Raw genomic sequence first — 25,736 nt, 5'->3', positions numbered from 1 at the left:
TCACCTCAGGCGGGCGACGAGCGCCCGGCCCAGGGCGTGACCCGAGGCCCAGGCCGTCTCGACCTTCGGGGTCGCTCCCCAGCCGTCGCCGCACGCCCCCACCAGGCGGTCCCCCGCCTGCTCGAGCAGGAACGGCTCCGCGCGGTCGCCCGTCGGCCGGGCCACGCTCCAGCGGTGCAGGTAGGTCTCGACCGGGGGCTCGAGCCCCAGCAGGTCGCGCAGTGCGCCGGTCATCGCCGGGGCAGCGGCCTGCGGCTCGGCCAGGTGGGGCCGGGCGAAGTCGGGCGTCGAGTGGGCCACCAGGACAGGCGCGCCGTCGCCGCGGCGACGTCCGTCGTCGGCCACCCAGGCCAGCACGTCGTGACCGTTGACGAACGCCCCGTCGAACGCCCCGTCGAGGTCCCAGGCCCGGGCCGGCCACCGGGCCGCGAGGGCCAGGACGGGCTCGAACGCGCGGTCGAGCCGCCGGCGTACGGCGGCGAGGTCGGGGTCGTCGTCGGGCAGCAGGCGGACGGCCTGCGGGTCGGGCATCGCCAGCACCACGACCGGCGCGTCGGCGACCGCGGGCAGCGTCTCGAGGTGGGTCTCGAGCTCGACGTCGAGCCCCGTGGCGAGGTCCTCGACGAGCGAGCGCAGCCCGCCGGGGGCGCCCCAGCGCACCGGCCCCTGCTTGGTCTGCGGCTCCCGACCGGTCTCGAGTGAGACGAACGTGTCGGTCCACGGCGCCGCCAGGCCGCGCCGCTCCCAGTCGGCGACGACCGCCCCGAACCCGGTCGGGTCACCCTCGCTCACCGTGAGGTACGACGCCCCGAGGTCGACCGGCCGGCCGTCGAGGCGTCGCGACGCCATCCGCCCCCCGGCCCTCCGACCGCGGTCGACCAGCCGCACCGCGACGCCCGCTGCCGCCAGCTCGCGTGCACAGGCCACGCCGGACAGTCCCGCACCGACGACCACCACAGGGCTCATGCCGGCGATCCTGTCAGCCACCCCCACCCCCTCGGGGTGACCCGTCGCCCATGGGCGACGGGTCAGCGTCAATTTCGGATCGACCCGTCGCCCATGGGCGACGGGTCAGCGTGAGGTGAGGAGGGAGGCGGTGGCGGCGAGGGCTCCGAGGACCGCGCCGGAACAGCGCAGGCGGTCGACCAGCAGGAGCCGGTGGCGCAGGTCGTCGGTGTCGGCGCGCAGGCGGCCGTGCAGCGGGGCCGCGGCGACGGCGGTGGTCGCCAGGGCACCGGCCGTGGCGACCAGGCCGACCCAACCGAGCACGTCTGGTCCGTCGAGGACGAGCACTCCCCCGCTGCCGACGAGGCCGGCGTACAGGAGCGCGACGAGGGGGACGATGCGGCGGGAGTGCCGGGCGTGGGCGGTGTCCCAGGCGGCCGGGCCGACCTCGACGAGGGCGGGATAGACCAGGGTCGTCACCGTGACCTGGAACCCGGCGTGGGCGGCCGCGACCAGGGCGAACGCGATCGCGGGGGTCACGAGAGCGTGGCCGCGACGGCGGCCGCCGTACGCCGGCCGCTGACCAGCGCGCCCTGGATGGAGCCGGTGTCGCGGTGGTCGCCGCAGACGTGGAGGCCGTCGCCGAGGGAGACCGGCCGCCGGGCCGAGTACGGCGCCGGCTGGGCCGGGAGCGCGCGCGGCACCTCGTGGCGCGCCACCACCTCCCAGCCCGTGGGGTCGGTGCCGAGGAGCTCGCCGGCGTGGCGCCGTACGACGGGCTCGGCGGTCTCGCGGCCCGGGCCGAGCAGCGCCGAGGCCTGCAGCAGCCGGCGTCCGGGCGGGGCGTAGCTCGGCGCGGCGTCCGACATCACCGCGCAGTTGACGACGGGCCCGGCGGGGCGGGTCCGGCCGTCGACGTGGAGCAGCCGGCCGGTCTCGGGCGCGTCCTCCGCCGCCCACCACGTCGTCACGACACCCTTGGTCGGCGGGGCGTCCACGCCGGTCAGCCCGGTCGCCTCGGCACCGTCGGTCGCGACGACGACGGCGCGCGCGGACCAGGTCGTGCCACCGGACCGCACGCGGCGCCCGAGGACCTCCTCGACCCGGGTGCCGAGCACGACCGGGCGCCGCAGCCGGGCCGCGAGCTGCTCGGGCAACGCCTGCATGCCGTCGCGCGGCACCCCCGGCACCCCGGTCGCGAACATCCAGACCAGGAGCAGGGCGTAGTCGTCGGCGGTCGAGCCGTCGTCCTCGAGCAGCACCCCCGCGAGGAACCGGTCGAGCACCCGGCGCAGCAGCCCGTCGACGCCGGCCCGGTCGAGCGCCTCGTGCAGGGTGCGCGGCGGACGACCGGCCAGCACGTCCGACAGGCTGCGGCGCCGCCGCGGCACCAGCAGCGGGCGCAGCCAGGACGCGACGGCCGCGAGCTCCCGCGGTCGTCGTACGCCGGTCGCGAGGGTCGGTCCGAGCAGCCGCGGCTCCCGCAGGGGGTGACCCAAGCGCACCCGCGACCCGTCGTCGGTCAGCGCCACGACGCCCGCGGCGAACGACTGCATCCCGAGCGCATCGACGTCGACCACGCGCGCGACCTCGGGGTAGGCGGGGTTGAGCAGCTGGAAGCCGCGGTCGACCCGGAACCCGTCGACCACGTCGGTGCGGATCCGCCCGCCGACCGCGTCGGCACCCTCGACCACCAGCACGTCGTGCCCCGCGTCCTGGAGCGCGAGGGCGCACCCCAGCCCGGCGAGCCCTGCCCCGACCACCACGACGTCCGCGTCCATGCGCGCACCCTCGCAGCAGCGCCGCCGCGCGGACTCACCCGCAGGGTGGCCGGCGGTCCGGCAGCCCCGTCAGGACGTCTCGAGCACCTGCTGGCAGGACGTGCAGGTGCCGAAGAGCTCGACGGTGTGGCTGACGTCGGCGAACCCGTGCTCCCGGGCCTGGGCGGCGGCCCAGCGCTCGACCGCCGGACCGGCGATCTCGACGGTCCGCCCGCAGTGGCGGCAGACGAGGTGGTGGTGGTGGCTGCGGCTGCAGCGCCGGAACACCGCCTCGCCGCCGTCGGTCTTGACCGAGTCGACCTCGCCGAGGTCGACGAGGGACTGCAGGGTCCGGTAGACGGTCGCGAGCCCGACGGAGTCACCGCCGCGACGCAGGGCGTCGTGGATCTCCTGGGCGGTGCGGAAGTCGTCGGAGGACGCCATCACGGCCTCGACGGCACGCTTCTGCCGGGTCGAGCGCACGGCGGTCGACGGTCGGGCGACGCTCTGGTTCACAACGGGTCCTTCGAGATCGGCTGGTCACCACCGTACCCGGCCCGACCGGTCCACCCCTGCCGAACGCCGTCCCACCGCGTCACGCGCACCGTCGGGTCGATCCCGGGGGTGACCTTGATAACGATAATGGTGTTCACTACGTGGGCGGCCGACCTCCCGGCCCGCCGATCGAGAGGCCACGACCCGTGAGCACAGCCCAGACCCAGGCGGCCGGCACCCGCCGTCGGCCGGTCGGCCAGGCCGAGGTGGTGGCGCTGGTCGTCCTCACGATCCTCGTCAGCGGCCGCTGGCTCGTGCCCCTGCTCGACCACCCGTCGCTGGCGACGTGGAGCACGATCTTCGTGGCGATCGTCATCCAGTCCACCCCGTTCCTCGTCGTCGGCGTCCTGCTGTCGGCGGTCATCTCCGCCCTGCTCTCCGACCGGCTCCTCGCGCGGGTCGTCCCGCGGAACCCCGCGCTCGGCGTGCCCGTCGCGGGCCTGGCCGGGATCGGCCTGCCCGGGTGCGAGTGCGCCGCGGTGCCGATCGCCGGGAGCCTGATGCGCCGCGGGATCGCCCCCGCGGTCGCCCTGACGTTCCTGCTGGCCGCCCCGGCGGTCAACCCGGCGGTCCTGGTCTCCACCGCGGTCGCCTTCCCAGGTCGGCCCGAGATGGTGGTCGCCCGGTTCGTGGCCTCGCTGCTCACCGCCGTGCTCGTCGGGTGGTGGGTCCTGTCCCGCGGGGCCCGGCTCCCCATCACCAAGCGGCTCGAGGCCTTCGGCGCCGACATGAGCACCCGCGAGAGGTTCGTCGAGACCGTGCGCCACGACTTCCTGCACGCCGCCGGCTTCCTGGTGATCGGCGCGATCCTCGCCGCCGGCATCAACACCTTCGTCCCCCGCACCATCGTCGACACGGTCGCCGGGCAGGCCCTCCTCGGCATCCTCACCCTGGCGGCGTTCGCGTTCCTGGTGGCGCTCTGCTCGGAGTCCGACGCCTTCGTCGCCGCCAGCTTCACGGCGTTCTCCGACACCGCCAAGCTCGTCTTCCTCGTCGTCGGACCGGCCATGGACGTCAAGCTCGCCAGCATGGAGGCCGGCACCTTCGGCGGCGCGTTCGCCCGCCAGTTCGTCCCGGTGGTGGTCGGCACCGCGATCCTCTGCGCCGTCGGCGTCGGGTGGTGGCTGCTGTGAGCACCCCCCAGCGCGCCGGCCTGCGCTCCCGCCTGGCCCGCGCCACGATGGCCCGACCCACCCAGGGCCTGCTGATGGCGTTCCTGGGCGCCGTGCTCGTGCGGCTCTCGCTGAGCGACGCCTACCTGCGCTACGTCACCGCCTGGATGAAGTACCCCATCCTGGCCAGCGGCGTCCTGCTCATGCTGCTCGCCGTGGGCCTGGTCGTGTCCGAGCGCCCCGAGCCAGGGCACGACGACGGGCACGACGACGGGCACGGACACGGACCGATCCCCCTGGTCGCCTGGCTGCTGGTACTCCCGGGCCTGGTGACGTTCGTGATCAGCCCGCCGGAGCTCGGCTCCTACCTCGCCGAACGGCGTGCGGGCGAGGCCCAGACGGTGGCCCAGCCGGCCGCCCTGACCACCCTGAGCAAGGACGAGGTGGTGCCGGTCGACGTCACCGAGTTCATCTGGCGTGCCCAGGACGGCGGCGACACGCTCGAGGGGCAGCAGGTCCGGCTGACCGGCTTCGTCTCCTACGACCGGGACGGGCACTGGTACGTCACGCGGATGGTCATCGGGTGCTGCGCCGCCGACGCGATCAGCTACCAGGTCCAGGTCGACGGCGACCTCGCCAAGCCCGGGCGCGACCAGTGGGTCGAGGTCACCGGCACCTACGCGACCGGTACCGGCACCGACCCGGACGGACGCACGCCGCCGGCGGTGACCGCCACCACGGTCGAGGAGATCCCGACCCCCGCCGAGACCTACGAGTGAGACCGACCGCGCCGCGCGGGGTCCTGGCCCCCGCGGCCGTGGTCGCGGTCGTGGGCGCCGCCCTCCTCGTGCGCCACGACGGCGGCACCCCGGGTGGCGACGCCGCGCCCACCACGACCACGGCCCCCTCGACGTCCTCGACGCCGACCGTGACCGCGGAGCGGTTCTGCGACGGGTTCGGCGCCCTGGCCCAGGCGCGTCAGGACCTGCTGGTCGCGGCGTCGCCCGCCGGGGTGCGTGCGCTGCACGAGGCCGCCGCCCAGGTGGACCGGCTCGCGACCGGCACGGCCCTGCCCGCCGACGCGCGAGCCGGGATCGACTTCGTGGTCGCAGCCCTGCTCGACCTCGACGAGGACACCACCGCGGCCGAGGTCATGGCGGCCGACCAGCGGGCGAGCCTGCGCGACGAGTCGCACGCCGAGGCGCTCTCGGCCTACATCGTCGAGCACTGCGGCTGATCCTCTAATTAAGAATGATTCTCATTGTGTTGTAGGCTCGCAGTCATGAAGAAGACCCTCATCACCGCCGCCTCCCTGCTCGCCCTGGGCAGCCTCGCCGCCTGCGGCTCCGACTCCGACGACGGCGGTGCCACCGGAGGCTCGGGAGGCGACCGGCTCAAGGTCGTCGCCTCCACCAACGTGTGGGGCGACGTCGCAGCCCAGGTCGGCGGCGACCTGGTCGACGTCACCTCGATCATCGACGACCCGTCGAAGGACCCCCACGACTTCGAGGCCGACGCCGACACGCTGCTCGAGGTCTCCCAGGCCGACGTCGTCGTCGAGAACGGCGGTGGCTTCGACGACTTCGTCGAGACGCTGCTGTCGTCGTCGAAGACGAAGGCGACCGTGATCAACGCCTTCGACGTCTCGGGCAAGGCCGACGGCGCCCCGAAGGGAGCCGAGGTCAACGAGCACGTCTGGTACGACGTCCCCACCGTCGCCAAGGTCGCCACGCAGCTCGCGGCCGACCTGGGCAAGGCCGACCCGGACCATGCCGACACCTACGAGGCCAACGCGGCGGCGTACAACAAGAAGCTCGCCGGGCTCGAGAAGGCCGAGGCGGACCTCGAGCCGTCCGTCCAGGGCAAGCCGGTCGGCGTGACCGAGCCGCTTCCGGTCTACCTCGCCGAGGCGCTGGGCCTGGTCGACAAGACGCCCGCGGCGTTCGCCGAGGCGATCGAGGAGGGCGAGGACGTGCCGGTCGCGGTGCTCCAGGAGACGCTCGGCCAGATCGAGGACGGCGACATCGACCTGCTGTTCTACAACGACCAGACCGTCAGCCCCGTCACCGAGCAGGTGCGCGCCGCAGCCGACAAGGCCGGGATCCCGATCGTGCCGGTCACCGAGATCCTGCCGAAGGGCACCGACTACCTGACCTGGATGCGCGGCAACATCGACGCCGTCTCCAGCGCCCTGTCCGCCCGATGAGCCCGGTGCTATCGCTGCGTGACGCGACCCTCGCGCTCGGCGGCCGCGAGCTGTGGCGCGGGCTCGACCTCGACGTCGAGCCCGGCACGTTCGTGACCGTCCTGGGCCCCAACGGGTCGGGCAAGTCGAGCCTGCTCAAGGTGGTCCTCGGACTGCGCGGCCTGACCGGCGGCACCGCCCGGGTCGGCGGGCGCGCCGTACGCCGGGGCGACCGCCGCGTCGGCTACGTCCCCCAGCACCAGGGGTACGACACCGACACCCCGCTGCGGGGACGCGACCTCGTGCAGCTCGGTGTCGACGGCCACCGCTGGGGGCTGCCGTCGTGGCGCCGCAGCGACGTCGTGGCCGACCGGCTGCAGCAGGTCGAGGCCGAGCACCTCGGCGGCGTACGCCTGGGCCGGATGTCGGGCGGCGAGCAGCAGCGGGTCCGGATCGCCCAGGCGCTCGCCACCGACCCCACCCTGCTGCTCTGCGACGAGCCGCTGCTCTCGCTCGACCCCCGCCACCAGGCCCGGGTCGTCGACCTGCTCGACCGGCGGCGTCGCGAGCACGGCACGGCGGTGGTGTTCGTGACCCACGAGATCAACCCGGTGCTCGGCGTGACCGACCTGGTCCTCTACCTCCGCAACGGGCGCTTCGTGCTCGGCACGCCCGACGAGGTGCTGCGCAGCGACGTGCTCACCTCCCTCTACGGCGCCCCGGTCGAGGTCGTCCGGCGCCGCGACCGCATCGCGGTGCTGTGCGACTGCGGACCCGAGGAGCTGGCGGGCTGATGACCGGCGTCCCCCTGGCCCAGGTGGCCTTCTCCGACTTCGTCGACTTCTCCCACTACTCCGAGCTGCTCCCGCTCGTGCAGAACAGCCTGTACGCCGGCGCCGCGCTCGGCCTGCTCGGCGGGCTGGTCGGGGTGTTCGTCATCGCCCGCGACCTGCCGTTCGCGGTCCACGGCATCAGCGAGCTGTCCTTCGCCGGCGCCGCGGGCGCCCTGCTGCTCGGCGGCAGCGTCGTGGCCGGGTCCTTCGCGGGCTCGATCATCGCCGCGGCCCTGATCGCCGCGATGGGCGCCCGCGCCCGCGACCGCAACTCGGTGATCGGGGTGCTGATGCCCTTCGGCCTCGGGCTCGGCATCCTCTTCCTCGCGCTCTACGAGGGGCGCGCGGCCAACAAGTTCGGGCTGCTGACCGGGCAGATCGTCGCCGTCGACGACGCGCGTCTCACCCTGATGGCCGGCACCGCCGTCGCCGTCGTCCTGGTGCTCGCGGTGATCTGGCGGCCGCTGATGTTCGCCAGTGTCGATGCCGATGTCGCCGCCGCCCGCGGTGTCCCCGTCGGCCTCCTGCACTGGGTCTTCATGCTGCTGCTCGGCTGCACGATCGCCGTGGCCGTGCAGGTGGTCGGCGCACTGCTGGTGCTGGCCCTGCTCTGCACCCCCACGGCCGCGGCCCTGCGCCTCACCACGTCACCGGTGCTGCTGCCGCTGCTGTCGTCGCTGTTCGCCCTGACCGCGATGCTCGGCGGGACGTTCCTGGCCCTCGGCACCTCCATCCCGATCAGCCCCTACGTCACGACGATCTCGTTCGCGACCTACCTCCTCGCACGGCTGCTCGGGCGGCCCGACCGCCGCGGGACGCCACCCACGCACGACACCGGGGACACCGACGACGCCGGAGACGGGAACGAGCGGACCAGCCCGTCGGCCGTGGCGGTCACCGCCGCTCGTTAGGCTCGCGGGCGTGGCCGATCTCCGAGGACATCGCAGCGTCGTCTGGGGGGCGCCGGCCGTGCTCGTGGTCGCGGTCGTCGCCGCCGTGCTCCTCCTCGACGGGACCGGCGGAGCAGACGGCCCCGACGCCTCCGGCCCCCGCCCGCCCGCGTCGTCCTCCGCCACGCCCTCCCCGTCGGTGCCGACGACCAAGATCGACCCCGCCACCTGGTGCACCGCGTTCGTGGCCTTCACCGACGCCCAGGCGCAGTACGTCGCGGCGCCCGACGACCCGGCCGCCGAGGAGGCCCTGCAGTCCGAGGCCGACGCACTGCTCGCCCTCGGCCAGCCGCTCGGCCTGAGCCCCGGCGGGCTGACCAGCCTCGAGGTGCTCGTCGACAGCTCGCTGAGCCAGGCGGGTGACCCGACCGCCGCTCCGGGCGCAGCGCCCGCGGACCCCGACGCGCTCGCGGCCTACCTCAGCGCGACCTGCCCGGCCTGACCCGTGGGCCACACCGTCGTCGCGGTGCTGGGCGGGCTGGTCGGCCTGGTCGTGCTCGGCGCCTACGTCGGGTGGCTGTACCGCCGCCTCGCCGTGGCACCCGACCTGTCGCCTCGGTGGCGCCGGGGCGTGGCGGTCGCGCTCGGCCTCGGACTGGGGGTCTTCGTGGTCGGTGCCGTGCTGCTGCGCCGCGGCGACCCCGCCCCGGTGCGACCGGTGGTCTGGCCCGCGATGACGTCACTGGCCGTCGCGCTCTACCTGACCCTCGGACTCGCGTTGCTCGCCCTGGTCGCGCTCGCGCTGCGGCTGCGCGGACGCACCGATGCCCGACGCCGGGTGCTGCGCGTCGGCACCCCGGCCGTGGTCGCCCTCGCGCTCGCCGTGACCGGCTACGGCGTGGTGGCCGCCACCCGGCCGTCGGTGCGCACGACGGTCGTCACGAGTGACGCGCTGCCGGCGTCGTACGACGGGTTGCGGGTGGTGCTCATGACCGACCTCCACGTCGGCGCCCTGCACGACGCCTCGTGGACCCGGCGCGTCGTCGACCTCGTGATGACCCAGGACCCCGACCTGGTGCTGCTCGGCGGCGACCTCGTCGACGGGCGTCCCGAGGACATCGCCGCCGACGTCGCGCCCCTCGCCGACCTCGCCACCCCGCTCGGCGTGCACGCGGTCATCGGCAACCACGAGCTGATCACCGGGGCCGCCGACGGGCCGCGCTGGGTCGCGGCGTACGAGTCGCTCGGCCTCGACGTCCTGACCAACGAGTCGGTCGAGCTCGGTCCCGGGCTCATGCTGGCCGGCGTGCCCGACGCCACCGCCACCGGCGACCTCGCCCCCGACCCGGCCGCCGCGCTGGCCGGCGTCGACCCCGACGACTTCGTGCTCTACCTCGCCCACGAGCCCCGCCAGGTCCACGACCTGCCCGACGGCGCCGGGGTCGACCTGATGCTGGCCGGCCACACCCACGGCGGCCAGCTCTGGCCGGTCGGCCTGCTCTCCCGCCTCGCCGCCCCCGTCGTCCAGGGGTACGGCGTCGCCGACGGGGTCCCGCTGCTCGTCAGCCGCGGCGTGGGCACCTCGGGGCCGCCGGTGCGGGTGCTGTCGCCGCCCCAGGTCGACGTGGTGGTGCTGCGGGCGACGTGAGCGCGCTGCCCGACCTTACGGACAACATGGTCGAAGGATCGTGCCGCCACACGGCACGAACCTTCGACCATGCCAGGCGCCCGTCCACAGGCCGACCGGGAGCCCCTTGCCGCAGGGCGCAGAGGCTCCGACCATCGTCGACATGGTCATGGAGCACGGTGAGCTGGACGAGCTCAGATCGCGCCAGTCGGGCGTGATCGCCCGCTGGCAGGTGGTGGACCTCGAGGGCACCGCCGCCGACTTTCGTCGCATGGTGCGTCGCGGGGCGCCGATCTGTGCCGGAGTCTGCGTCGACCACACCGGCGAGCCGACCTGGGTCCAGCGCGCGTGGGCCGCGGTGCTCGCGGTGTGGCCGGCCGCGCTCGCCGGATCGTGTGCGCTGCGCGCCGAAGCCGGTCCGGGATGGCGGGGGCACGACGAGGCCGGGCCCATCGAGGTGGCGGTCGACGCCGCGCGGACCGTGGTCGCTCCAGCCGGGGTGAGGGTCCGCCGGGTCGCGGGTCTGGACGCCAAGGTCCGGTGGAACTTCAGCCCGCCACGCATGCGCGTCGAGGAGGCGGTCCTCGACGTGGCGATCGCCGCTGACGGCGTCCTGGACACCGTGGAGGCGCTCGCCTCGGCCGTGCGCGCACGGTGCACCACCGCGGGGCGGCTCCTGGTCACCCTGGGTGGGCGGTCGCGCGTGACCGGCCGCGCCGAGCTCGTCCTGCTCCTGACCGACCTACGGGACGGCACCTGCTCCGCCCTCGAGCACGGCTACCTCGAGCACGTCGAGCGCCGACACGGACTGCCGCCGCCCGAGCGGCAGTTCCACGAGCGAGCCGGCGGACGGAGCGTCTACCGCGACGCCGAGTACACGGAATGGAAGGTGACGCTCGAGCTCGACGGCGAGATGTTCCACGCCCGCAACCGCCAGCGGGGCGACGACCTCGATCGCGACCTGGACCTCGTCGCGCAGGAGCGGGTCTCGGTGCGACTGGGCTGGAGCCAGGTGTTCGACCGTCCCTGCCGGACGGCCGGCAAGGTCGGCCGGGTGCTGGCCAACCGGGGCTGGCCCGGCACCCCGTCCGCGTGCGAACCGGGATGCACCGCCTCCGACGCGTGGGCGGCCTGAACGAGGTCGAAGGTCCGGGTCACCAGGCGGCACGATCCTTCGACCCTGATGAGCTCGATGGGTCAGCGCTCGCGACGACGACCACCGCCGACGCCACCCCGAGCACCACGCTCGCGCCGACGCCCACCCACGCCCAGTCCGGCACCAGGTGCCGCAGGCGGGCGGCCACCGCGACCACGACGACCAGGTGCACCGAGGTCGCCGCGACCCAGGGCCAAGGGGTGCGGGCCAGGGCGACGAGGGCCAGGCCGAGCAGGAGCGGCGCGACGCAGACCCAGGCCAGGGCGGCGGCGTACGCCGGGGCGTCGTCGGCCAGGATCCCCGCCAGCCCGAGGCCGCCGAGGCTCCAGCAGCTCGCGGACAGGACGGCGGCCACGACCCAGGCGATGACGGCGAGCAGCCGCCCGACACTCACTCGGGCTGGAGCCCCGCGATGCAGGACCGTTCGCCACGGACGTCGACCCGGACCACGAAGTCGAGCTCCTGGTCCTCGAGCCCCTGCTCGTCGCTGGTGACGTGGACGCGGAAGGAGCCGGACTTGTCGCCCTCGACGTCGCTGATCTCGTAGTCGACGTCGGGGTCGTCGGTCCCGGCGCGGTCGCGGGCCTCGTCGATGAGGCTCTCGAGCTGGTCGCGGTCCGAGGCGCCCGGCGCCTCGCACAGCAGGTCGACGCCGGCGTCGACGTCGAGGTCCTGGGCGGCGTCCACGGCGATGTCGGCGACGTCCTGCACGGAGCGGGCGTCCTCGGCGGCCTTGCTGCCGGTGAGGGTCACCACGAGGACCACGACGACCGCCAGCACCGCCACGAGGGCGAGGCCGACGATCCACGGCGCCTTGCTACGACCGGACGTCGGCCCGCCGGCAGCCGACGGACCAGCAGCCGGCGGACCAGCAGGCGGCGGACCAGCAGGCGGCGGACCGGAGGGCGGCGGACCGGAGGGAGGCGGACCGGACGGCGGGGGTGGAGGCAGGTCGGACATGGCGCCCATCCTGCCTCCACCGCTGCTCTCAGGGGCGGAAGACCACCTTGACCATGCCGTCCTCCTTGTCGCGGAAGGACTTGTAGGCCGCCGGGGCCTCCTCGAGCGAGAGGTGGTGGGTGGCGAAGCCCTCCACGCCGAGCACGTCCTCGTCGCGCTGCAGCACCTCGAGGATGTCGTCGCTCCAACGGTGCACGTTGGCCTGGCCCATCTTGAGCGTCAGCTGCTTGTCGAAGAGCTGCAGCATCGGCATGGGCGACGCGGCGCCGCCGTACACGCCGGAGATCGAGACGGTGCCGCCGCGACGGACCGACTCGAAGGCGGTGTAGAGCGCGTCGAGACGGTCCGAGCCGGCGTGCTGCATGGCGATCTCCTGCAGCTTCTTGGGCAGGATCCGCAGGGCCTTCTGGGCGGTCTCGGCGACCGGCGAGCCGTGTGCCTCCATGCCGACGGCGTCGATGACCGAGTCGGAGCCCCGGCCGTCGGTGAGGTCACGCACGCGGTCGGGCACGTCGTCGGGGTCGATCTCGGTGGTGTCGATGGTCTCGCCACCGCGCTCGGTGACCCGGGCCAGCCGCTCGGCGACGCTGTCGACGACGATGACGCGCAGCCCCCGGTGCTTCGCGATCCGGGCGCACATGTCGCCGATCGGGCCGGCGCCGACGACGAGCAGGGTGCCGCCCTCGGGCGTGTTGGCGTAGTCGACGGCCTGCCAGGCCGTGGGGATCACGTCGGACAGGTAGAGGAACCGGTCGTCCGGCGGGCCCTGGGGCACCTTGATCGGCAGCGTGTTGCCGAACGGCACGCGCAGGGCCTCGGCCTGCCCGCCGGGCACCGCGCCGTACAGCTTGGAGTAGCCGAACAGCGACGCGCCCGTGCCCTGGTCGCGGTTCTGGGTGGTCTCGCACTGGCTGTGCAGCCCGCGCTCGCACATCCAGCAGGTGCCGCACGAGATGTTGAACGGGACGACCACCCGGTCGCCCGGCTTCAGCGCGGTGACGTCGGCGCCGACGTCCCGGACGATGCCCATCGGCTCGTGGCCGACGACGTCGCCGGGGGTCATGAACGGCGTGAGCGGGTCGTAGAGGTGCAGGTCGGACCCGCACAGCCCGGTCGAGGTGATCTGGACCACGACGTCGGTCGACTCCTCGATCCGCGGGTCGGGTACGTCGATGACCTGCATGTCGTTGCGGCCCTGCCAGGTGACGGCTCTCATGGGTTCTCCCTCGTGGTGCGGCTGTTCGTGCGATCCACACCCGGTGCCCGATCAGCGGCGCGGCACCCTCACCCGACCGGGGGGCCTGCGCGCGCCCCCTGGGACAGGCACCCCTAGCGCGACGGCTTCGGCAGCGTGCAGGAGACCTTGGGGTTGACCCCGACGTAGTTGAGCGGACCGGCGACGATGGTCAGGGCGGTGTCACCGAAGGTCTTGCACGACACGTCGCGGTCCTCGCCGAAGTAGCCGCGCTGGTAGGCGGCGAGCACCCCGATCACCAACCACACCACCACGACCAGACCGACCAGACCGCCACCTCGACTCTGCATCCGCCCAGGGTCCCATCCCGGGTGGTCCCACACCGCGACCGTCCCCCCGGGCGGGCCGTGCGGCCCCGCCGCACGGCGTCCGCGATCACGGATTCGTCGCCCGCCGAGGTTAGGGTCGCGCCCATGCGCCTGCTTCGTACGCCCACGACGCGTCGCCTCGTCGCAGCGACATCCGGGCTGGCCCTCGCCCTGTCCCTGGCCGCCTGCTCCGGCGACGGATCATCGCGGCCCGACCCCTCCGACGGCCCCTCCTCGGGCGCTGCGGCGAGCCCCGACCCGGAGGTCGTCGACACCGACGTCCCCGAGACGACGCCGCCGAAGGACGACTTCCCCAAGATGGAGTTCGACGTGCCGCTGGCCGCCGGCGTCACCGACGACCAGCTCCAGCGCCTCGTCGACGAGGGCATGCTGCCGACCGCCCCCGCCCACGGTGGCGCGTTCGAGACGATGACCAACGCCGTCAAGGCCGGGCCCGTGCCCGACGTCGTCCTCTTCGGCGACTCGATGGTCCAGCAGGGGGTCGACCCCCAGGTGCTGGGCGCGCTGCTGTCGAAGAAGGCCGGGCGCGACGTGGTCACCTTCAACGGGGCCAGCAGCCGCGCGCGCTGGGGCATGAACGCCATGCTGGCGCGCTACCTCGTCAAGATCGACCACGTGCCCAAGGTCGCACTGCTCGGCATCACCACCCGCGCCGGCGAGCACGACTCGTTCTACAACACCGAGGGCGCCCACTCGCCGTTCTCCTCGATGGTCGAGGGATGCGACCGGCCGGCCAGCAGCAACTGGTCCGCCGCCGACGCGGCGGCCTGCGAGAAGGACCGGTCCGACCTGCGCACCCGCTTCCGCTCCGGCGGCGACCAGGTCGCCCGGGCCCTCGAGGGCAAGAAGCCCCAGACCAGCCTCTACATCGATCCCGGCAGCCGGCTGCGCTCCGACGGCTTCATGATCCACCCCGGCGTGACCAAGGCCAAGGCCAAGGCGGTCTCCGACGAGCGGATGCGGCGTGGCTTCCCCGGGTTCCCGACCGTGGTGCCCGACGGCCAGCAGCAGTTCGACGAGGCCGTCAAGATCCTGCGCGACGCCGGCACCACGGTGCTCGCGTTCGAGCTGCCCTACAGCCCGGTCCACCAGGCCAACCTCGAGAAGGCCGGCAGGAACTACGACGCCCGCCGCCAGGCCATGGCGCGCGAGCTCGCCGGCGACAAGGACGTGCCGCTGTTCGAGGTCAAGGACTTCTCGGCGTGGTGGAGCGACGGCGACAGCCGCGACGCGATCCACCTCGCGCCGTCGGGTGCGAAGAAGTTCGCCGTCCAGCTCACCACGCTGCCCGGCTTCACCGACGCGGTCGTCAAGGGCCTGGGCTGACGTCTGAGCCGACGTCAGGCCCGTGCCCAGTCGTCGCCCTCGCGGCGGACCAGGCCGCGCTCCTCGAAGGCCGTGAGCCACCCCAGCATCGGCCACTCCCCCCAGCGGTCGCGGAAGAGCCGGCCGTTGCGCAGGATCGCGTCGAGGTGCTCCACGGGCGGGGAGCTCACCGCGTGGTGCTGGTGGTAGGCGCGGGCCGAGCCCAGCCACCACAGCTCCACGCCCGCCGCGGTGGCCCGTCGGGCCAGGTCGGTGTCCTCGCCGCCGTAGCCGACGTAGGCCTCGTCGAACCCACCGGTGCGCTGCCACGTCGCGGGGGTCAGGGCGAAGGACAGCGACCAGAACAGCTCGGGACGGGTCGCCACGAGCATCTCGCCGGGTCGTGGGGCCGGCCGGGCGGCATGGGGACGGTCGAGCGCCGCCAGCTCGGCGGGGTGGTCGACGGCGGCACCGGGGCGCAGGTAGGTGACCGGGCCGGACCACAGTCGACCGGGCATTGCGAGCGCGGCGTCGGCGTACGCCGCCACGAGGTCGAACCCGGGCAGGCAGTCGACGTCGAGCAGGATCACCACGTCGGCGCCCTGCGCGACGACGTGCGCGACGCCGAGGTTGCGCGCGGCCGACAGCGGCAGGCCGTGGGCGCCGACCTCGATCCGGACGACGTCGCGGGCCAGGCCGTGGTCCTCGAGCGGCACGATGGCCTCGTCGCCCATCGCGACGACGGTGTAGAGGTCGGGACGGCGGCTGCCGAGGGCCAGCATCCGGTGCTGCCCGGCCAGGTGGTGCCGGCGGCCGTGCGCGATGGTGACGACGGCGACCCTCATCGGGCGACGACCCCGAGGACGACCTCGGCGAACCGGTCCACGGCCCGCCCGTCGCACCAGCCCGCCCAGTCGCGACCGTCGAGCACGGCCGCCTTCTCCAGCGCCTCGTCGTCGGTCGGCCAGGCGTCGAGCACCACGGCGGGCCAGCCGCCCTCACGCAGGACGCTGCCGGTGGTGGCTTGCTCGTCGTGCGGCCGCGCCTGGGGTACGACGACCGCGGGCCGTCTCGCCGCCGCCGTCTCGGCCAGGGCGTTCTGACCGGCGTGGGTCACCACCACGTCGGCCGACAGCAGCAGGGAGAAGGGGTCCTCGACCCAGCCGTCCCCCGCCAGCACCGTCCAGGTCCAGGCCCCGGGTGCGGCGGGCAGCGGCGCGTGGCCGCCGGCGCCGGCCAGCAGCACGGCGTGCCGTCCGGTCCGGCGTGGCGCGTCCTGCGACGACTCGGCCACCGCGAAGCGCGACAGCGCGCCGACGCAGTGCAGCCGGTCCTTCGTCTCGAACGGCACCCCGTGCAGCATGTCGTGGGCCTGCGCGGGCCAGAAGCCGACGAGCTCGTCGGCGGCCTCGAAGCCCAGCAGGTGCGGGGCGTCGTCCCGCCGGCCCGGCAGCACCACCGACACCACGGGCACGCCGTGCAGCCGGACCAGGAGCACCATCTCGACCGAGACGTCCACGACGACGGCCCGCGGCCGGGCCCGGGCGATCCACGCCGACACCGCCGCGCTGCGATCCCGCAGGCCGTCGTGGTGCAGCGGCGCCCAGTGCAGCCGTCCGCGCGCGGTGGGGCTGGCGGGCTCGTCGCCGTCGTCGAGGGGCAGCTCGACCCAGTCGCCGGGCCATCGAGCGGGCCGCGGCAGCGACGACAGCCCGGTCAGGGCCGGGCCTCCGGTGGCGGCCAGGTGCTCGGCGAGCGCGGTGGCGCGGTGCAGGTGGCCCCGCCCGACGTGGTGGACGTAGTAGCCGACGACGTCCCCGGGGCGGGTGCCCGCGCCGGCGCTCACGCGGCCACCGGTCCGTCCACGACCGCGCGGTAGCAGCGCTCGTAGTCGTCGACCATCCGCTCGATGGAGCAGGTGAGCTCGGCGTGGCGACGGCAGGCGGCCCGGTCGAGGCGGCGAGCGGTGCGCACGGCAGCGGCCAGCGCCTCGACGTCGCCGGGCGTGACGAGCACCCCGCCGTCGGGGCCGACCACCTCGGGCAGCGCGCCGCGCGCGTAGCCCGCGACCGGCGTGCCCGAGGCCATCGCCTCGGAGGCGACCAGCCCGTAGGGCTCGTCCCAGGCCGGGGTGATGACCGCGACCGACGCGGTGCGCAGCAGCCGGGCGAGCTCGCGGTGGTCGAGGTGCCCGCGGTACTCGATGCCGCGGCCCAGCCGCGGCTCGACCTCGGTGCGGTAGTAGTCGCGGTCGTGGACCGGGCCGACCAGGACGAGGGGGACCCCGGCGAGCCGGCAGGCGTCCATCGCCTCGTGCGGGGCCTTCTCGGGCACCAGGCGCCCGGACCACACCGCCGGGCCACCGCCGTGACCGAAGCGCCACCGGTCGAGGTCGACGCCGTTGTGGATGACCTCGCTGCCGACGACGTGCGCCCAGGAGCGCGAGGTGAAGTCGCTGACCGCGACGAACGACGAGGCCCCGGCGCCGGGCCCCAGGTGGATCGCCGACTCCACGAAGGGCAGCGGCGGGGTGTGCAGGGTGGTGACCACCGGGACGCCCAGCGAGGACGCCATCGCGACCGGCAGGTGGTGCAGGCTGTTGTTGTGCACGACGTCGAACTCCGCGGCGCCCCCGCGTGACAGGCGCAGCATCAGGTCCAGGTAGGCGTGGTGCTCGGCGAGCCAGGTCGCCGAGGGCGCGTTGACGTCGGTCATCGCGAGGTCGCTGACCGAGAACGCGGCCGGGGCCAGGTGCGAGACCGGCAGGGCCGGGTCGGACCCGGGCGCCGCGAAGAGCGTGACCTCGTGCCCCCGGCGTACGAGCTCGGCGGCCAGGCCGTGCGTCATCGCCTCCAGCCCACCGGCGAACGGCTCGCTGATCGGGAACCGGCTCGAGGCGACCAGGCAGATCCTCACCGTGCCTCCTCGACGAGCCGGCGGTAGAGGTCGTCGTGCGCGGCTGCGACGTCGGCGCGCTGACGACGCCGCTGGGCCACGCTAGCGCCCCAGTCGGGCCGCTCCGCGTGTCCGCGTCGTACGGCGGCGGCGAGGGTCTCGGGGTCGTAGCCGTCCTCGTCGAGCCGGTAGCCCAGCACCGGGCCCTGCTCGGCGAAGTAGCCGCAGCTCGGGGCCACGACCGTGGTGCCGAGGTCGCGGCAGGCCTCCAGCCAGCCCGAGTGGGTGCCGAAGCGGTAGGGCAGCACCGACAGGTCGAGACCGCCCAGGTAGGCGTGCAGGTCGTCGTCGGACAGGTAGTCGTGCACGCGCAGCTCGAGCCGGCCGGCGTCGGCGTACCCGCGGACCAGCCGGGCGAGGTCGGCGTCGTGCCGGGGACCGTCGCTCCCCAGGACGTCGCGGTGGGCGTTGACCTGCAGCACGGCGCCGGGCAGGTCGGCGACCGTCTCGACGAGCGTCGGCAGGACCAGCTCCGGAGCCATCGAGGCACGCAGGCTCTTGAGGTGCAGGCCCACCCGGAACGGCTGGTCCGTGCGGGCCCGGCTGCGCACGTCCCGGGCCGTGCGGGCGGCACGCATCGCCGCCAGGGGGACGACGTGGGGGTGCGGCACCACTCGGGCCGTGCGGCCCCAGCGGCGCTCGATCTCGGCCGCGGCGCCGGGGGTGAGCGTGACGAGCGCGTCGGCCGCCGCGACCAGGACGTCGAGCTGGGCGTCGTGGGCGGTGCGGTCCGTGTGGTGGGGGTTGCGCAGGTCGTGCACGGTGTAGACGAGCGGCACGCCGTGGCGGCGCAGAGCGGAGGCGATCCGGTCCAGGCGCGCGGGGTCGAGGGCGTCGAAGCCGAAGTGCAGGTGGAACACGTCGATCTCGTGCGCGTGGGCGTCGACCCAGGCCTCGTCGAGCATGGCCGGCGGCCACCACTGCTGGCTCGGGGGGCGGCGTACGCCGAGGGGCGGCGGGTCCGGCAGGCGCACCGGCCCGTCGCCGGACTCGGGCGCCAGGTGGCGCACGTAGACGTGGCCCGAGGGCACCGAGGCGACGGTGGTCGCGCGGGCGCGCGCGAGAGGGGTCGAGGTCACGTCACCTGGTATCCGCCTCGGCGCGAGCCACCCTCACCCACGCGGGTGGCGGGCCGGCCCACCGGGCGGGCGGATACTCCGACGATGAGCCCGAACCCGCGTGACGTGGAGAACGCCCGGATCGATGCCCCCGGTGTCCCGACCGAGGAGGGGATCGACACGGCGAGCATCGAGGACGACCTCGAGCAGGAGCCGGAGGAGAAGCCGAACCGGACGGACGGTGCCGACGGCACCGACGGGGCCTGAGCCCTCAGCGCCGGGCGCCGACCGACGCGTCGGCGCCGAAGCCGTGGTGGACGCCCCACAGCACGGCCTGGGGGCGACGGTTGACCCCGATCTTGCGGTAGGCCGTGCGGATGTAGGTCTTCACCGAGTTGATGCTGAGGTAGAGGCTGCTCGCGATCTCCTCGTTGCTGAGTCCTCGGGTGATCAGCTCGAGCATCTCGAGCTCGCGTGCGGTGAGGCCGTCGGGGCGCCGGCTGCGGCGCCGCGCCGGCAGGTCGTCGTCGACGGTCACCGTGAAGCCGGCGAGGTCGCCGCGGTGCACGGCACGCAGGGCCCGGAGCAGCCGCCAGGGCTCGAGGTCCTTGCTGAGCAGCGCGATCGCCCCCTGGGCGCGCGCCCGGGTGACGGTGTCGGCCCGCACCGACCACGAGAACGCGACGAGGGGCGGGCGGTTCCAGGCGGCGACGCCGCGCAGGGACTCGGGCACCTCGTGGACGGGGTCGTAGAGGACCAGGTCGACCTCGGCGAACCCGGCGCCCTCGGTCGGCAGCTCGACGAGGGCGATGTCGAGCTCGCCGGCGACGATGGCGGCCAGGCCCGCGGCCACGATCGGGGCATCCGGGGCCAGGGCGATCCGCACCGGCGCCGCTGCGCGGGTCACGGGCTCAGGAGGCACGGTGGTCGATCCCCGCCCGCTCGAGCGCGGCCTGGGGTGTCGACCCGCGGCGTACGTGCAGGACGACGGGGGCGCGAGCAGCGCTCTCGTCCGCCGAGGTGCGGACCAGCTCGTCGAGCACCCGCAGCCCGCCGGTGGAGATGTCGGAGACCTCGGTGAGGTCGAGGTCGACGGGCTGGGTGCGTCCGCGTGAGGCCAGGAGCAGCGCGTAGGTGATCTCGTCGAGGTCGTCGTGTCCGACGACGCCGCTCAGGCGCAGCGAGCCCAGGGCCGTGTGGGTGACCGCGAGGGGCTCCGCGAAGGGCAGGTCCGAGGTCAACGGCACCCGGTCGACCGGGACCGACCGGGACACGCGGTGCCGCAGCCGGGCACGGGTGCCGTCGGCGTCGCTGGAGACGGTCAGGTCGTCGACGAGCCCGGACGCCATCGCGAGGCCGCGGCCCCGGGTGACGTCGTCGCTGGGGATGCGCCACTGGCCGTGGTCGATCACCTCGACCACCACCTCGCCGGTGTCGTCCTGCCGACCGGTCACCCGGACCGCTGCGGTCGGCTCGTCGTGGTGGGCGTAGGCGTGCTCCACGGCGTTGGCGACCAGCTCGGTGGTCGCGTGGGACAGCGAGAGCCGGTCCATCGCCACGACGCCGAGCGAGCCGAGCCAGGCCTCGAGGGCACGCCGGGCGCGCAGGGTGGCGCCCTCACCGAGGGGCACCTCGAGATCGAGGTCGGCCACGTCGGCGGCCCGCGCCTCGGCCAGCACGACGGCCAGCGGGCCGCGTACGACGTCGACCTCGGCGAGCCGGGTGAACTTCTCGCAGGTGGCCGACACGTCGCCCTCCACCCGGCTGCGGTCGAGGACGTCGGCCATCGCGGTGGCCGTCCCGTCGGCCTCGGTGGTGGAGTCGAGCACGAGCAGGGCACCCGGGGTCATGGCGAGCTCGGCGGAGACGATCCGGGCCGCCGATCCGAGGGGGCCGGTGCCGGTGCGCGGGAGTCGGTGGGTGGGGCCGGCGGAGACCGCCATGAGCGGGGCCGAGTGTCCGGCCGTGCCGTAGCACAGGCGCCCGCCCGTGGGGTCGAGGACGACCACGACGGCCGAGGTGCCGCGCACGTCGGTGGAGGCGCGGGCGTAGGCGTCGGCGAGCCGGAGCGCGGCCTCGACGTCCTCCTGGTCGAGCAGGCCGGCCCGCAGCACGGCGCTGACGGCCGCGGCGGAGGCGACGACGGCGAGCCCGCTGCCGGGGACCTGGCCCATCGTCAGCGCGACGCGACCCTGTCGCAGGACGACCACGTCGAACCAGGCGCCGGTGGCCTCACCCGGTGCCGCCGGCACCGAGAAGCGGGCGGCGAGGTCGATCCCGGGCAGCACCGGAACGCTCGCGGGCAGGACGAGGTCCTGCAAGGCCGCGGTGAAGTCGTCGATGTCGTCGGTCACGGGCTTCCTGACGTGCGGGGGTGGGTGAGAGCGCCGGGGCGACGCGAACTCTCTCACGGTGTCAAGGGGTGGATTGCGTGGGCTCACCCCTCAGGCGATAGGGCTTCCCACTAGTGTGCTGCCGTGGAGAACGCATCCTTCGCCGCGACGTACGACGGCACCCGGCAGGCACTGATCGTGACCGGCGAGCTCGACGAGGAGACCTCGCTGGAGCTGCGGGACGCCATCGAGACGCACACCGGGTCCTACGCGCGACCGCTCGCCGTAGACCTCAGCGCGGTCGACTACCTGCCGAGCGCCGCCGTGGGCGTGCTCGCCCAGGCCCTGCAGAAGAGCGGCACGGGCGAGCACCCCCTCGAGCTGGTCGCCGCCGACGGCACCATCGCCCAGCGGGTGCTGCAGGTCTGCGCCCTCCCCCACCGCGCCGGCTGACCGCCCGCCGACCCGGGCCAGCCGCCTCGCCCCCACGTCGGTCGAGGTGCGAAGGCCGCCAGGCCTGAGCCTCGAGACCCCCGCAGCCGACCCGCAACGGTCGCCAGCTCACCGCCCCGAGAGCGGTGACCTAGCGGACCTACGGCAGCCGCACCACGAGCAGGGCGGTGTCGTCGTCGCGGGGGCCGTCGGCCGTGCCGGCGATCAGGTGGTCGCACAGCTCCTCGGCGTCGTCGGGTCCGCTGGTGACCAGGTCGACCAGCCGGCCCAGGCCGACGTCGAAGATCTCGCCACGTCGCTCCATCAGGCCGTCGGTGTAGGCGAGCACGGTGGCGCCGCGGCCGAGGTCGACCGAGTGCTGGGTGCGCGCGGTCTCGGCGAGCCCGAGGAGCTGGTCGTTGTGGTGGACGTCGAGCGCGGTGACCGACCCGTCGGCGTCACGCACGATGAGCGGGGGGTGTCCGGCGCTGCTCCAGGTCAGGCGCCACCCGTCGGCGAGCGGGGCGACGTGGGCGAAGACGGCGGTGGCCAGCGTGGGCATGCCCAGCCCCAGCATCAGGTGGTCGACGTGCTCGAGGACGGCCGCCGGGCGCTGGTGACGCTCGTGGGCGGCCGCCCGCAGCAGACCCTTGAGGTGGCCCATGGCCGCCGCGGCGAGGATGTCGTGGCCGGTGACGTCGCCGACGGCGATCGCCAGCCCGGCCTCGCCCAGGTCGAGGAGCTCGTAGAAGTCGCCGCCGACCTCGGCCCCCCGCTCGTTGGCCTGGTAGCGCGCGGCCGCGTCGACACCGGCGACCGGCTGGAGCTCGGGCAGCAGGCTGCGCTGCAGCACCTCGGCGATCCGTGCCTGGGCCTGGTAGAGCGCGGCGTTGTCGAGGATCAGCCCGGCCCGACGACCCAGGTCGAGGGCGGTCGTCGTGTCGGTGTCGTCGAAGGCCTTGCGCTCGCCGGTGCGCACCAGGATCAGCACGTCACGGTTGGTCGAGCGACCGGGCAGGGCGACGAGGAGGGCCTCCCGTCCGCCGAGCGCACGGGTGAGGTCGGTGACGGACAGGTCGCTCAGGTAGCCCGCCCGCTCCTCGAGGCTGTCGGTCGAGTCGAGGCCGCCGATGATCCGCACCTGGCTCTCACCCAGCAGGACGTCGGCCACCCCGCCGTCGAGCAGCGCCCGCGGCAGGACGGCGGCGAGGGCGTCGACCTCGCCCTGACGGCGCTGGTCGCGGTGCCGGCCCTTCACCGTCGAGGCCGGCGCCCCGCTGAGGTCGTCGTGGACCAGCAGGGCCCAGTCGGCCAGGTAGGGGACGACGAGCCCGAGCAGCCGGTCGGCGCACTCGGCGACGTCGAGGGTGCCGCTGAGCCGGTTGACCGCCTCGACCAGGAAGGAGAGCCGGGTCCGGGTCGCCTCGGCGTCGGCGCGGGCCTCCTGCTCGGCGGCCAGCGCGCGGCGTGCCTCGAGCTCGGCCTCGACCCGCACGGTCACGTCGGTCTGGATGCCGACGAAGTGGGCGACCCGGCCCTCGGCGTCGCGCACCGGGCTGAGGTCGACCTGGTTCCAGAACTCCGAGCCGTCCTTGCGGTAGTTGAGCAGCGTGATGGACGCCGACACCCCGCGGTCGATGGCGTCACGCAGATGGCCGCGGCTGACCGGATCGGTCTCGGGTCCCTGCAGGAAGCGGCAGTTGCGGCCGAGCACCTCGTCGCGCCCGTAGCCGGTGGTGGCGGTGAAGGCCGAGTTGACCCACAGCAGGGGCTGCTCGGGGTCGAGGGCGTCGGCGACGGTGAACGCCAGGGCGGTCGCGCCGAGGGCCCGGTCGCGCAGGTCGCCACCCAGGTCGCTGGCCTCCAGGCCGGCGGCCGCGAGACCGACCGCGTCGTCGGCCACCGCCGCCAGGTCGGAGGGGAGGGAGTCGATGGCGGCCTCGACCAGCGGGATCAGCACCACCAGCGCGTGGTCGTGGAGCACCGGGGCGTCGACGAGAGGGAGGGCGACGACCCACAGCGGCTCGCGCCGCTCGCCCAGGGCGCTGCGACGTGCGGCCGAGACCGCCTGGCCCAGCACCGGCTCGTCGCGGGCCACCCGCGACAGGGGGTGTGAGGTCTCGGACAGCTCGGCGCCGTCGAGGTCACGCAGGGACGCCGCGTCCGACCACTCGTCGAGGTGGACCGGGAGGGTCACCCCGGGAGCGAGCTCGGTCGCCACACCGTTGACGTGCACGACCTGACGAGTCGTCAGGTCGACCATCAGCACCGCAGCCGGTGCCTGGCGACGTACGGTCTCGGCCTGCAGACCTGCTGACATCGACTCTCCTCGCACTCCACCACGCGGGTGCGCAGTCGAAATAACCTATGCCGGGTCGCGGGCCATGACAGATCACTCACCCCAAGGGGTGTCCCTGCGGGTGGCAGCCACGCAGGAATCACCGGCGCAGGCGAGCCCGCCGGTGCAGCTGGGCAGCGCGGGCGGCGTTGTGCCCGGGGGCACCGTGGACCCCGCCGCCCGGGTGGGCCGAGGCCGAGCCCAGGTAGAGCCCGGGCACCCCCGTCTCGGGGCGCCCCCACATCGCGGCGACCGGACGCAGCACCAGCTCCTGGTGGAGCTGGGCCGTGCCCCCGTTGAGGGAGCCGCCGACCAGGTTGGCGTTGCGGGCCTCGAGCTCGCGGGGCCCGAGGACCCGGCGGGAGATGACACGGGAGCCGAACCCCGGGGCGAGGCGTTCGATGCGGGCCTGCATGCGATCGGCGAACCGCTCGCAGTCGTCGCGGTCCCAGACCCCGCGCACCGAGCCGTCGCCGGCGTCGGTCACGGGAGCATCCGACTGCGGCACGTGGGTGTAGGCCCAGAACGACTCGGTGCCGGCCGGTGACCGCGTCGGGTCGCTGGTCGTCATCTGGCCGGTCAGCAGGAACGGCTCCGCGGGGATCGCGTGGGCGGCGACCTGCGCCAGGGACAGGGCTATCTCGTCGACCGAGTCGGCGACGTGCACCGTGCCGGCGGCGTACGGCGGGGGGCTGGCCCACGGGACCGGCCCGGACAGTGCCCAGTCGACCTTGACGGTGCCGGGATCGAGCTCGAAGGACCTCATCCCGCGGCGGATGCGGGCCGGCACGTGCGGCTCGGGGAGCAGCCCCTCCCACCCGTCGGCGCCGAACAGGTGCAGGGCCGAGACGTCGGCGACGACCGCGTGGCGGGCGTCGTGGCGATCCCCCTGCTGCGTGCGCACGCCGCTGGCGCGACCGTGCTCCACGACCACCGAGGTGACCGTCGCGCCGGTGACGACCTCGCCGCCGGCGGCCTCGAAGCGGCGGCGCAGCGCCGCGGCGAGCTCGCCGGCACCGCCGACCGGCACCGGGAAGCCGACGGTCTGGCCGAGCATCGTGAGCAGCAGGCCGAACAGTCCCGATCCCGGTGCGCCGACCGGGATGTCGGCGTGCCCGGCGTTGCCGCTGACGAGCAGGCCGGCGGCGTCCCCGCCGAAGCGGTGCCGCCCCAGCGAGCTGGCAGGGGTGAGCAGGGTCCGGACCAGGTCGAGCCCGCCGGCGCCGCGCAGGGCTGCGAGCACGCGGACCCCGGCCCGGACCGGCGGGAAGGGCCCGGTGAGACCGGCGACCAGGGGGTCGCCGATCCGGTCCCAGGTGCCGCACAGGTCGAGCCAGGCCTGGCCGTCGCCACGGTGCTGGTCGTCCATCAGCCGAGCCGTCACCTCGCGGTCGCGGTGCAGCATCGCCCACCGGCCGTCGGGCAGCGGGTGGCCCAGGACCGCCGGGGCGTGCGACCACCGCAGCCCGTGCCTCTCGAGCTCCAGCGACGTCAGCGCCACCGAGGCCGCCGACAGCGGGTAGAACGCGCTGAACGTGTCGTGCACGAAGTCGGGGTGCAGCTCGCGGTCGCTGGCCACACCCCCGCCGACCTCGTCCTGGGCCTCGAGGAGCAGCACCGACCAGCCGGCGTCGGCGAGGTGGTTGGCGGCGACGAGCCCGTTGGGCCCGCCGCCGACCACCACCGCGTCGTGCTTCGTCATCGGACG

28 protein-coding genes are annotated in these 25,736 nt (G+C 74.6%); 12 read left to right on the top strand and 16 right to left on the bottom strand.

From position 1 onward, the window contains the following. From FJQ56_RS18850 to FJQ56_RS18835, 4 genes are all read right to left on the bottom strand, one after another. Positions 1-966 carry an NAD(P)/FAD-dependent oxidoreductase gene (locus tag FJQ56_RS18850; protein ID WP_211351222.1) on the bottom strand — a complete coding sequence of 322 codons (966 nt, stop codon included), beginning with the start codon at positions 964-966 and terminating at the stop codon, positions 1-3. Between the two features lie 105 nt (positions 967-1,071). After that, complete coding sequence (locus FJQ56_RS18845; protein WP_140011158.1) at positions 1,072-1,485, bottom strand: hypothetical protein; 414 nt, start codon at positions 1,483-1,485, stop codon at positions 1,072-1,074. After that, positions 1,482-2,726 carry an NAD(P)/FAD-dependent oxidoreductase gene (locus FJQ56_RS18840; RefSeq protein WP_140011157.1) on the bottom strand — a complete coding sequence of 415 codons (1,245 nt, stop codon included), beginning with the start codon at positions 2,724-2,726 and terminating at the stop codon, positions 1,482-1,484. The genes FJQ56_RS18845 and FJQ56_RS18840 overlap by 4 nt, the downstream gene beginning before the upstream one ends. Positions 2,727-2,795: 69 nt before the next feature. Further along, positions 2,796-3,221: a Fur family transcriptional regulator gene (locus tag FJQ56_RS18835; RefSeq protein ID WP_281284700.1), complete on the bottom strand. Its 426-nt coding sequence runs from the start codon at positions 3,219-3,221 to the stop codon at positions 2,796-2,798. Between the two features lie 185 nt (positions 3,222-3,406). Here FJQ56_RS18835 and FJQ56_RS18830 point away from each other — a divergent pair, with 185 nt between their 5' ends. The 9 genes from FJQ56_RS18830 to FJQ56_RS18790 all read left to right on the top strand — a co-directional run bounded on the left by FJQ56_RS18830 (position 3,407) and on the right by FJQ56_RS18790 (position 11,042). Further along, the gene (locus FJQ56_RS18830) at positions 3,407-4,393 is read left to right on the top strand and encodes a permease (RefSeq protein ID WP_140011156.1); all 987 of its coding nucleotides are present in this window, start codon (positions 3,407-3,409) and stop codon (positions 4,391-4,393) included. Then, the gene (locus FJQ56_RS18825; protein ID WP_140011155.1) at positions 4,390-5,151 is read left to right on the top strand and encodes a TIGR03943 family putative permease subunit; all 762 of its coding nucleotides are present in this window, start codon (positions 4,390-4,392) and stop codon (positions 5,149-5,151) included. Before FJQ56_RS18830 ends, FJQ56_RS18825 begins: the two co-directional genes overlap by 4 nt. Beyond that, positions 5,148-5,609, top strand: coding sequence for a hypothetical protein (locus FJQ56_RS18820; RefSeq protein ID WP_140011154.1), 462 nt, complete (start codon positions 5,148-5,150; stop codon positions 5,607-5,609). Before FJQ56_RS18825 ends, FJQ56_RS18820 begins: the two co-directional genes overlap by 4 nt. A gap of 45 nt (positions 5,610-5,654) precedes the next feature. Continuing rightward, positions 5,655-6,578 carry a metal ABC transporter solute-binding protein, Zn/Mn family gene (locus tag FJQ56_RS18815; RefSeq protein ID WP_140011153.1) on the top strand — a complete coding sequence of 308 codons (924 nt, stop codon included), beginning with the start codon at positions 5,655-5,657 and terminating at the stop codon, positions 6,576-6,578. Next, the gene (locus FJQ56_RS18810) at positions 6,575-7,351 is read left to right on the top strand and encodes a metal ABC transporter ATP-binding protein (RefSeq protein ID WP_140011152.1); all 777 of its coding nucleotides are present in this window, start codon (positions 6,575-6,577) and stop codon (positions 7,349-7,351) included. The genes FJQ56_RS18815 and FJQ56_RS18810 overlap by 4 nt, the downstream gene beginning before the upstream one ends. 23 nt (positions 7,352-7,374) lie before the next feature. Further along, a complete protein-coding gene (locus tag FJQ56_RS18805) occupies positions 7,375-8,301 on the top strand; it encodes a metal ABC transporter permease (RefSeq protein ID WP_211351297.1) in 927 nt (308 codons plus the stop codon). Between the two features lie 10 nt (positions 8,302-8,311). Continuing rightward, positions 8,312-8,782, top strand: coding sequence for a hypothetical protein (locus FJQ56_RS18800; RefSeq protein ID WP_140011150.1), 471 nt, complete (start codon positions 8,312-8,314; stop codon positions 8,780-8,782). Positions 8,783-8,785: 3 nt separating this feature from the next. Next, positions 8,786-9,928, top strand: a complete 1,143-nt coding sequence (locus FJQ56_RS18795) for a metallophosphoesterase (protein WP_140011149.1) — start codon at positions 8,786-8,788, stop codon at positions 9,926-9,928. A gap of 142 nt (positions 9,929-10,070) precedes the next feature. Next, positions 10,071-11,042, top strand: coding sequence for a hypothetical protein (locus FJQ56_RS18790; protein WP_211351220.1), 972 nt, complete (start codon positions 10,071-10,073; stop codon positions 11,040-11,042). Positions 11,043-11,061: 19 nt separating this feature from the next. Here the strand turns inward: FJQ56_RS18790 and FJQ56_RS18785 are convergent, their stop codons facing one another. The 4 genes from FJQ56_RS18785 to FJQ56_RS18770 all read right to left on the bottom strand — a co-directional run bounded on the left by FJQ56_RS18785 (position 11,062) and on the right by FJQ56_RS18770 (position 13,568). Further along, complete coding sequence (locus FJQ56_RS18785; RefSeq protein ID WP_140011148.1) at positions 11,062-11,457, bottom strand: hypothetical protein; 396 nt, start codon at positions 11,455-11,457, stop codon at positions 11,062-11,064. After that, entirely contained in the window at positions 11,454-12,023 is a 570-nt protein-coding gene (locus FJQ56_RS18780; protein ID WP_140011147.1) for a glycoside hydrolase family 18 protein, read from the bottom strand. The genes FJQ56_RS18785 and FJQ56_RS18780 overlap by 4 nt, the downstream gene beginning before the upstream one ends. Positions 12,024-12,051: 28 nt before the next feature. Continuing rightward, the gene (locus tag FJQ56_RS18775) at positions 12,052-13,239 is read right to left on the bottom strand and encodes a zinc-dependent alcohol dehydrogenase (protein ID WP_140011146.1); all 1,188 of its coding nucleotides are present in this window, start codon (positions 13,237-13,239) and stop codon (positions 12,052-12,054) included. 113 nt (positions 13,240-13,352) lie between these two features. Further along, entirely contained in the window at positions 13,353-13,568 is a 216-nt protein-coding gene (locus tag FJQ56_RS18770) for a hypothetical protein (protein ID WP_140011145.1), read from the bottom strand. 123 nt (positions 13,569-13,691) lie between these two features. Here FJQ56_RS18770 and FJQ56_RS18765 point away from each other — a divergent pair, with 123 nt between their 5' ends. Beyond that, positions 13,692-14,933, top strand: coding sequence for an SGNH/GDSL hydrolase family protein (locus tag FJQ56_RS18765; protein WP_140011144.1), 1,242 nt, complete (start codon positions 13,692-13,694; stop codon positions 14,931-14,933). A gap of 14 nt (positions 14,934-14,947) precedes the next feature. Here the strand turns inward: FJQ56_RS18765 and FJQ56_RS18760 are convergent, their stop codons facing one another. From FJQ56_RS18760 to FJQ56_RS18745, 4 genes are read right to left on the bottom strand one after another with little or no spacing between them, the layout of a single operon-like run. Continuing rightward, positions 14,948-15,757, bottom strand: coding sequence for a glycosyltransferase family 2 protein (locus FJQ56_RS18760; RefSeq protein WP_140011143.1), 810 nt, complete (start codon positions 15,755-15,757; stop codon positions 14,948-14,950). Then, the gene (locus FJQ56_RS18755; protein ID WP_140011142.1) at positions 15,754-16,758 is read right to left on the bottom strand and encodes a glycosyltransferase; all 1,005 of its coding nucleotides are present in this window, start codon (positions 16,756-16,758) and stop codon (positions 15,754-15,756) included. Before FJQ56_RS18755 ends, FJQ56_RS18760 begins: the two co-directional genes overlap by 4 nt. Then, a complete protein-coding gene (locus tag FJQ56_RS18750) occupies positions 16,755-17,828 on the bottom strand; it encodes a glycosyltransferase family 4 protein (RefSeq protein ID WP_246084251.1) in 1,074 nt (357 codons plus the stop codon). The genes FJQ56_RS18755 and FJQ56_RS18750 overlap by 4 nt, the downstream gene beginning before the upstream one ends. Further along, positions 17,825-18,946, bottom strand: a complete 1,122-nt coding sequence (locus FJQ56_RS18745) for a glycosyltransferase (RefSeq protein ID WP_246084250.1) — start codon at positions 18,944-18,946, stop codon at positions 17,825-17,827. Before FJQ56_RS18745 ends, FJQ56_RS18750 begins: the two co-directional genes overlap by 4 nt. 84 nt (positions 18,947-19,030) lie before the next feature. On the opposite strand from FJQ56_RS18745, the gene FJQ56_RS22275 reads away from it, so the two are divergent. After that, positions 19,031-19,192, top strand: coding sequence for a hypothetical protein (locus FJQ56_RS22275; protein WP_170215475.1), 162 nt, complete (start codon positions 19,031-19,033; stop codon positions 19,190-19,192). A 4-nt stretch (positions 19,193-19,196) separates the two neighbouring features. On the opposite strand, the gene FJQ56_RS18740 is transcribed toward FJQ56_RS22275, so the two are convergent. Both FJQ56_RS18740 and FJQ56_RS18735 read right to left on the bottom strand, forming a co-directional pair. Continuing rightward, on the bottom strand, positions 19,197-19,847 hold the full coding sequence (locus tag FJQ56_RS18740; protein WP_140011140.1) for a response regulator transcription factor: 651 nt from the start codon (positions 19,845-19,847) through the stop codon (positions 19,197-19,199). Further along, entirely contained in the window at positions 19,837-21,279 is a 1,443-nt protein-coding gene (locus FJQ56_RS18735; protein WP_140011139.1) for an ATP-binding SpoIIE family protein phosphatase, read from the bottom strand. Before FJQ56_RS18735 ends, FJQ56_RS18740 begins: the two co-directional genes overlap by 11 nt. 123 nt (positions 21,280-21,402) lie before the next feature. On the opposite strand from FJQ56_RS18735, the gene FJQ56_RS18730 reads away from it, so the two are divergent. Next, positions 21,403-21,711, top strand: coding sequence for an STAS domain-containing protein (locus FJQ56_RS18730; protein WP_140011138.1), 309 nt, complete (start codon positions 21,403-21,405; stop codon positions 21,709-21,711). 139 nt (positions 21,712-21,850) lie between these two features. On the opposite strand, the gene FJQ56_RS18725 is transcribed toward FJQ56_RS18730, so the two are convergent. Further along, entirely contained in the window at positions 21,851-24,010 is a 2,160-nt protein-coding gene (locus FJQ56_RS18725) for a SpoIIE family protein phosphatase (protein WP_140011137.1), read from the bottom strand. Between the two features lie 118 nt (positions 24,011-24,128). After that, complete coding sequence (locus FJQ56_RS18720; protein ID WP_140011136.1) at positions 24,129-25,730, bottom strand: phytoene desaturase family protein; 1,602 nt, start codon at positions 25,728-25,730, stop codon at positions 24,129-24,131. Positions 25,731-25,736 lie beyond the last annotated feature (6 nt).

It is taken from the genome of Nocardioides plantarum, assembly GCF_006346395.1.
Classification (GTDB): domain Bacteria; phylum Actinomycetota; class Actinomycetes; order Propionibacteriales; family Nocardioidaceae; genus Nocardioides; species Nocardioides plantarum.
This window is presented reverse-complemented; position numbering and strand designations above follow the sequence as displayed.

What these genes read in the sequence shown, in the direction of transcription:
- FJQ56_RS18850 (WP_211351222.1), bottom strand. Translation starts at nt 966, where the DNA reads ATGAGCCCTGTGGTGGTCGTCGGTGCGGGACTGTCCGGCGTGGCCTGT.
- FJQ56_RS18840 (WP_140011157.1), bottom strand. Translation starts at nt 2,726, where the DNA reads ATGGACGCGGACGTCGTGGTGGTCGGGGCAGGGCTCGCCGGGCTGGGG.
- FJQ56_RS18815 (WP_140011153.1), top strand. Translation starts at nt 5,655, where the DNA reads ATGAAGAAGACCCTCATCACCGCCGCCTCCCTGCTCGCCCTGGGCAGC.
- FJQ56_RS18810 (WP_140011152.1), top strand. Translation starts at nt 6,575, where the DNA reads ATGAGCCCGGTGCTATCGCTGCGTGACGCGACCCTCGCGCTCGGCGGC.
- FJQ56_RS18790 (WP_211351220.1), top strand. Translation starts at nt 10,071, where the DNA reads ATGGTCATGGAGCACGGTGAGCTGGACGAGCTCAGATCGCGCCAGTCG.
- FJQ56_RS18780 (WP_140011147.1), bottom strand. Translation starts at nt 12,023, where the DNA reads ATGTCCGACCTGCCTCCACCCCCGCCGTCCGGTCCGCCTCCCTCCGGT.
- FJQ56_RS18775 (WP_140011146.1), bottom strand. Translation starts at nt 13,239, where the DNA reads ATGAGAGCCGTCACCTGGCAGGGCCGCAACGACATGCAGGTCATCGAC.
- FJQ56_RS18770 (WP_140011145.1), bottom strand. Translation starts at nt 13,568, where the DNA reads ATGCAGAGTCGAGGTGGCGGTCTGGTCGGTCTGGTCGTGGTGGTGTGG.
- FJQ56_RS18765 (WP_140011144.1), top strand. Translation starts at nt 13,692, where the DNA reads ATGCGCCTGCTTCGTACGCCCACGACGCGTCGCCTCGTCGCAGCGACA.
- FJQ56_RS18760 (WP_140011143.1), bottom strand. Translation starts at nt 15,757, where the DNA reads ATGAGGGTCGCCGTCGTCACCATCGCGCACGGCCGCCGGCACCACCTG.
- FJQ56_RS22275 (WP_170215475.1), top strand. Translation starts at nt 19,031, where the DNA reads ATGAGCCCGAACCCGCGTGACGTGGAGAACGCCCGGATCGATGCCCCC.
- FJQ56_RS18725 (WP_140011137.1), bottom strand. Translation starts at nt 24,010, where the DNA reads ATGTCAGCAGGTCTGCAGGCCGAGACCGTACGTCGCCAGGCACCGGCT.
- FJQ56_RS18720 (WP_140011136.1), bottom strand. Translation starts at nt 25,730, where the DNA reads ATGACGAAGCACGACGCGGTGGTGGTCGGCGGCGGGCCCAACGGGCTC.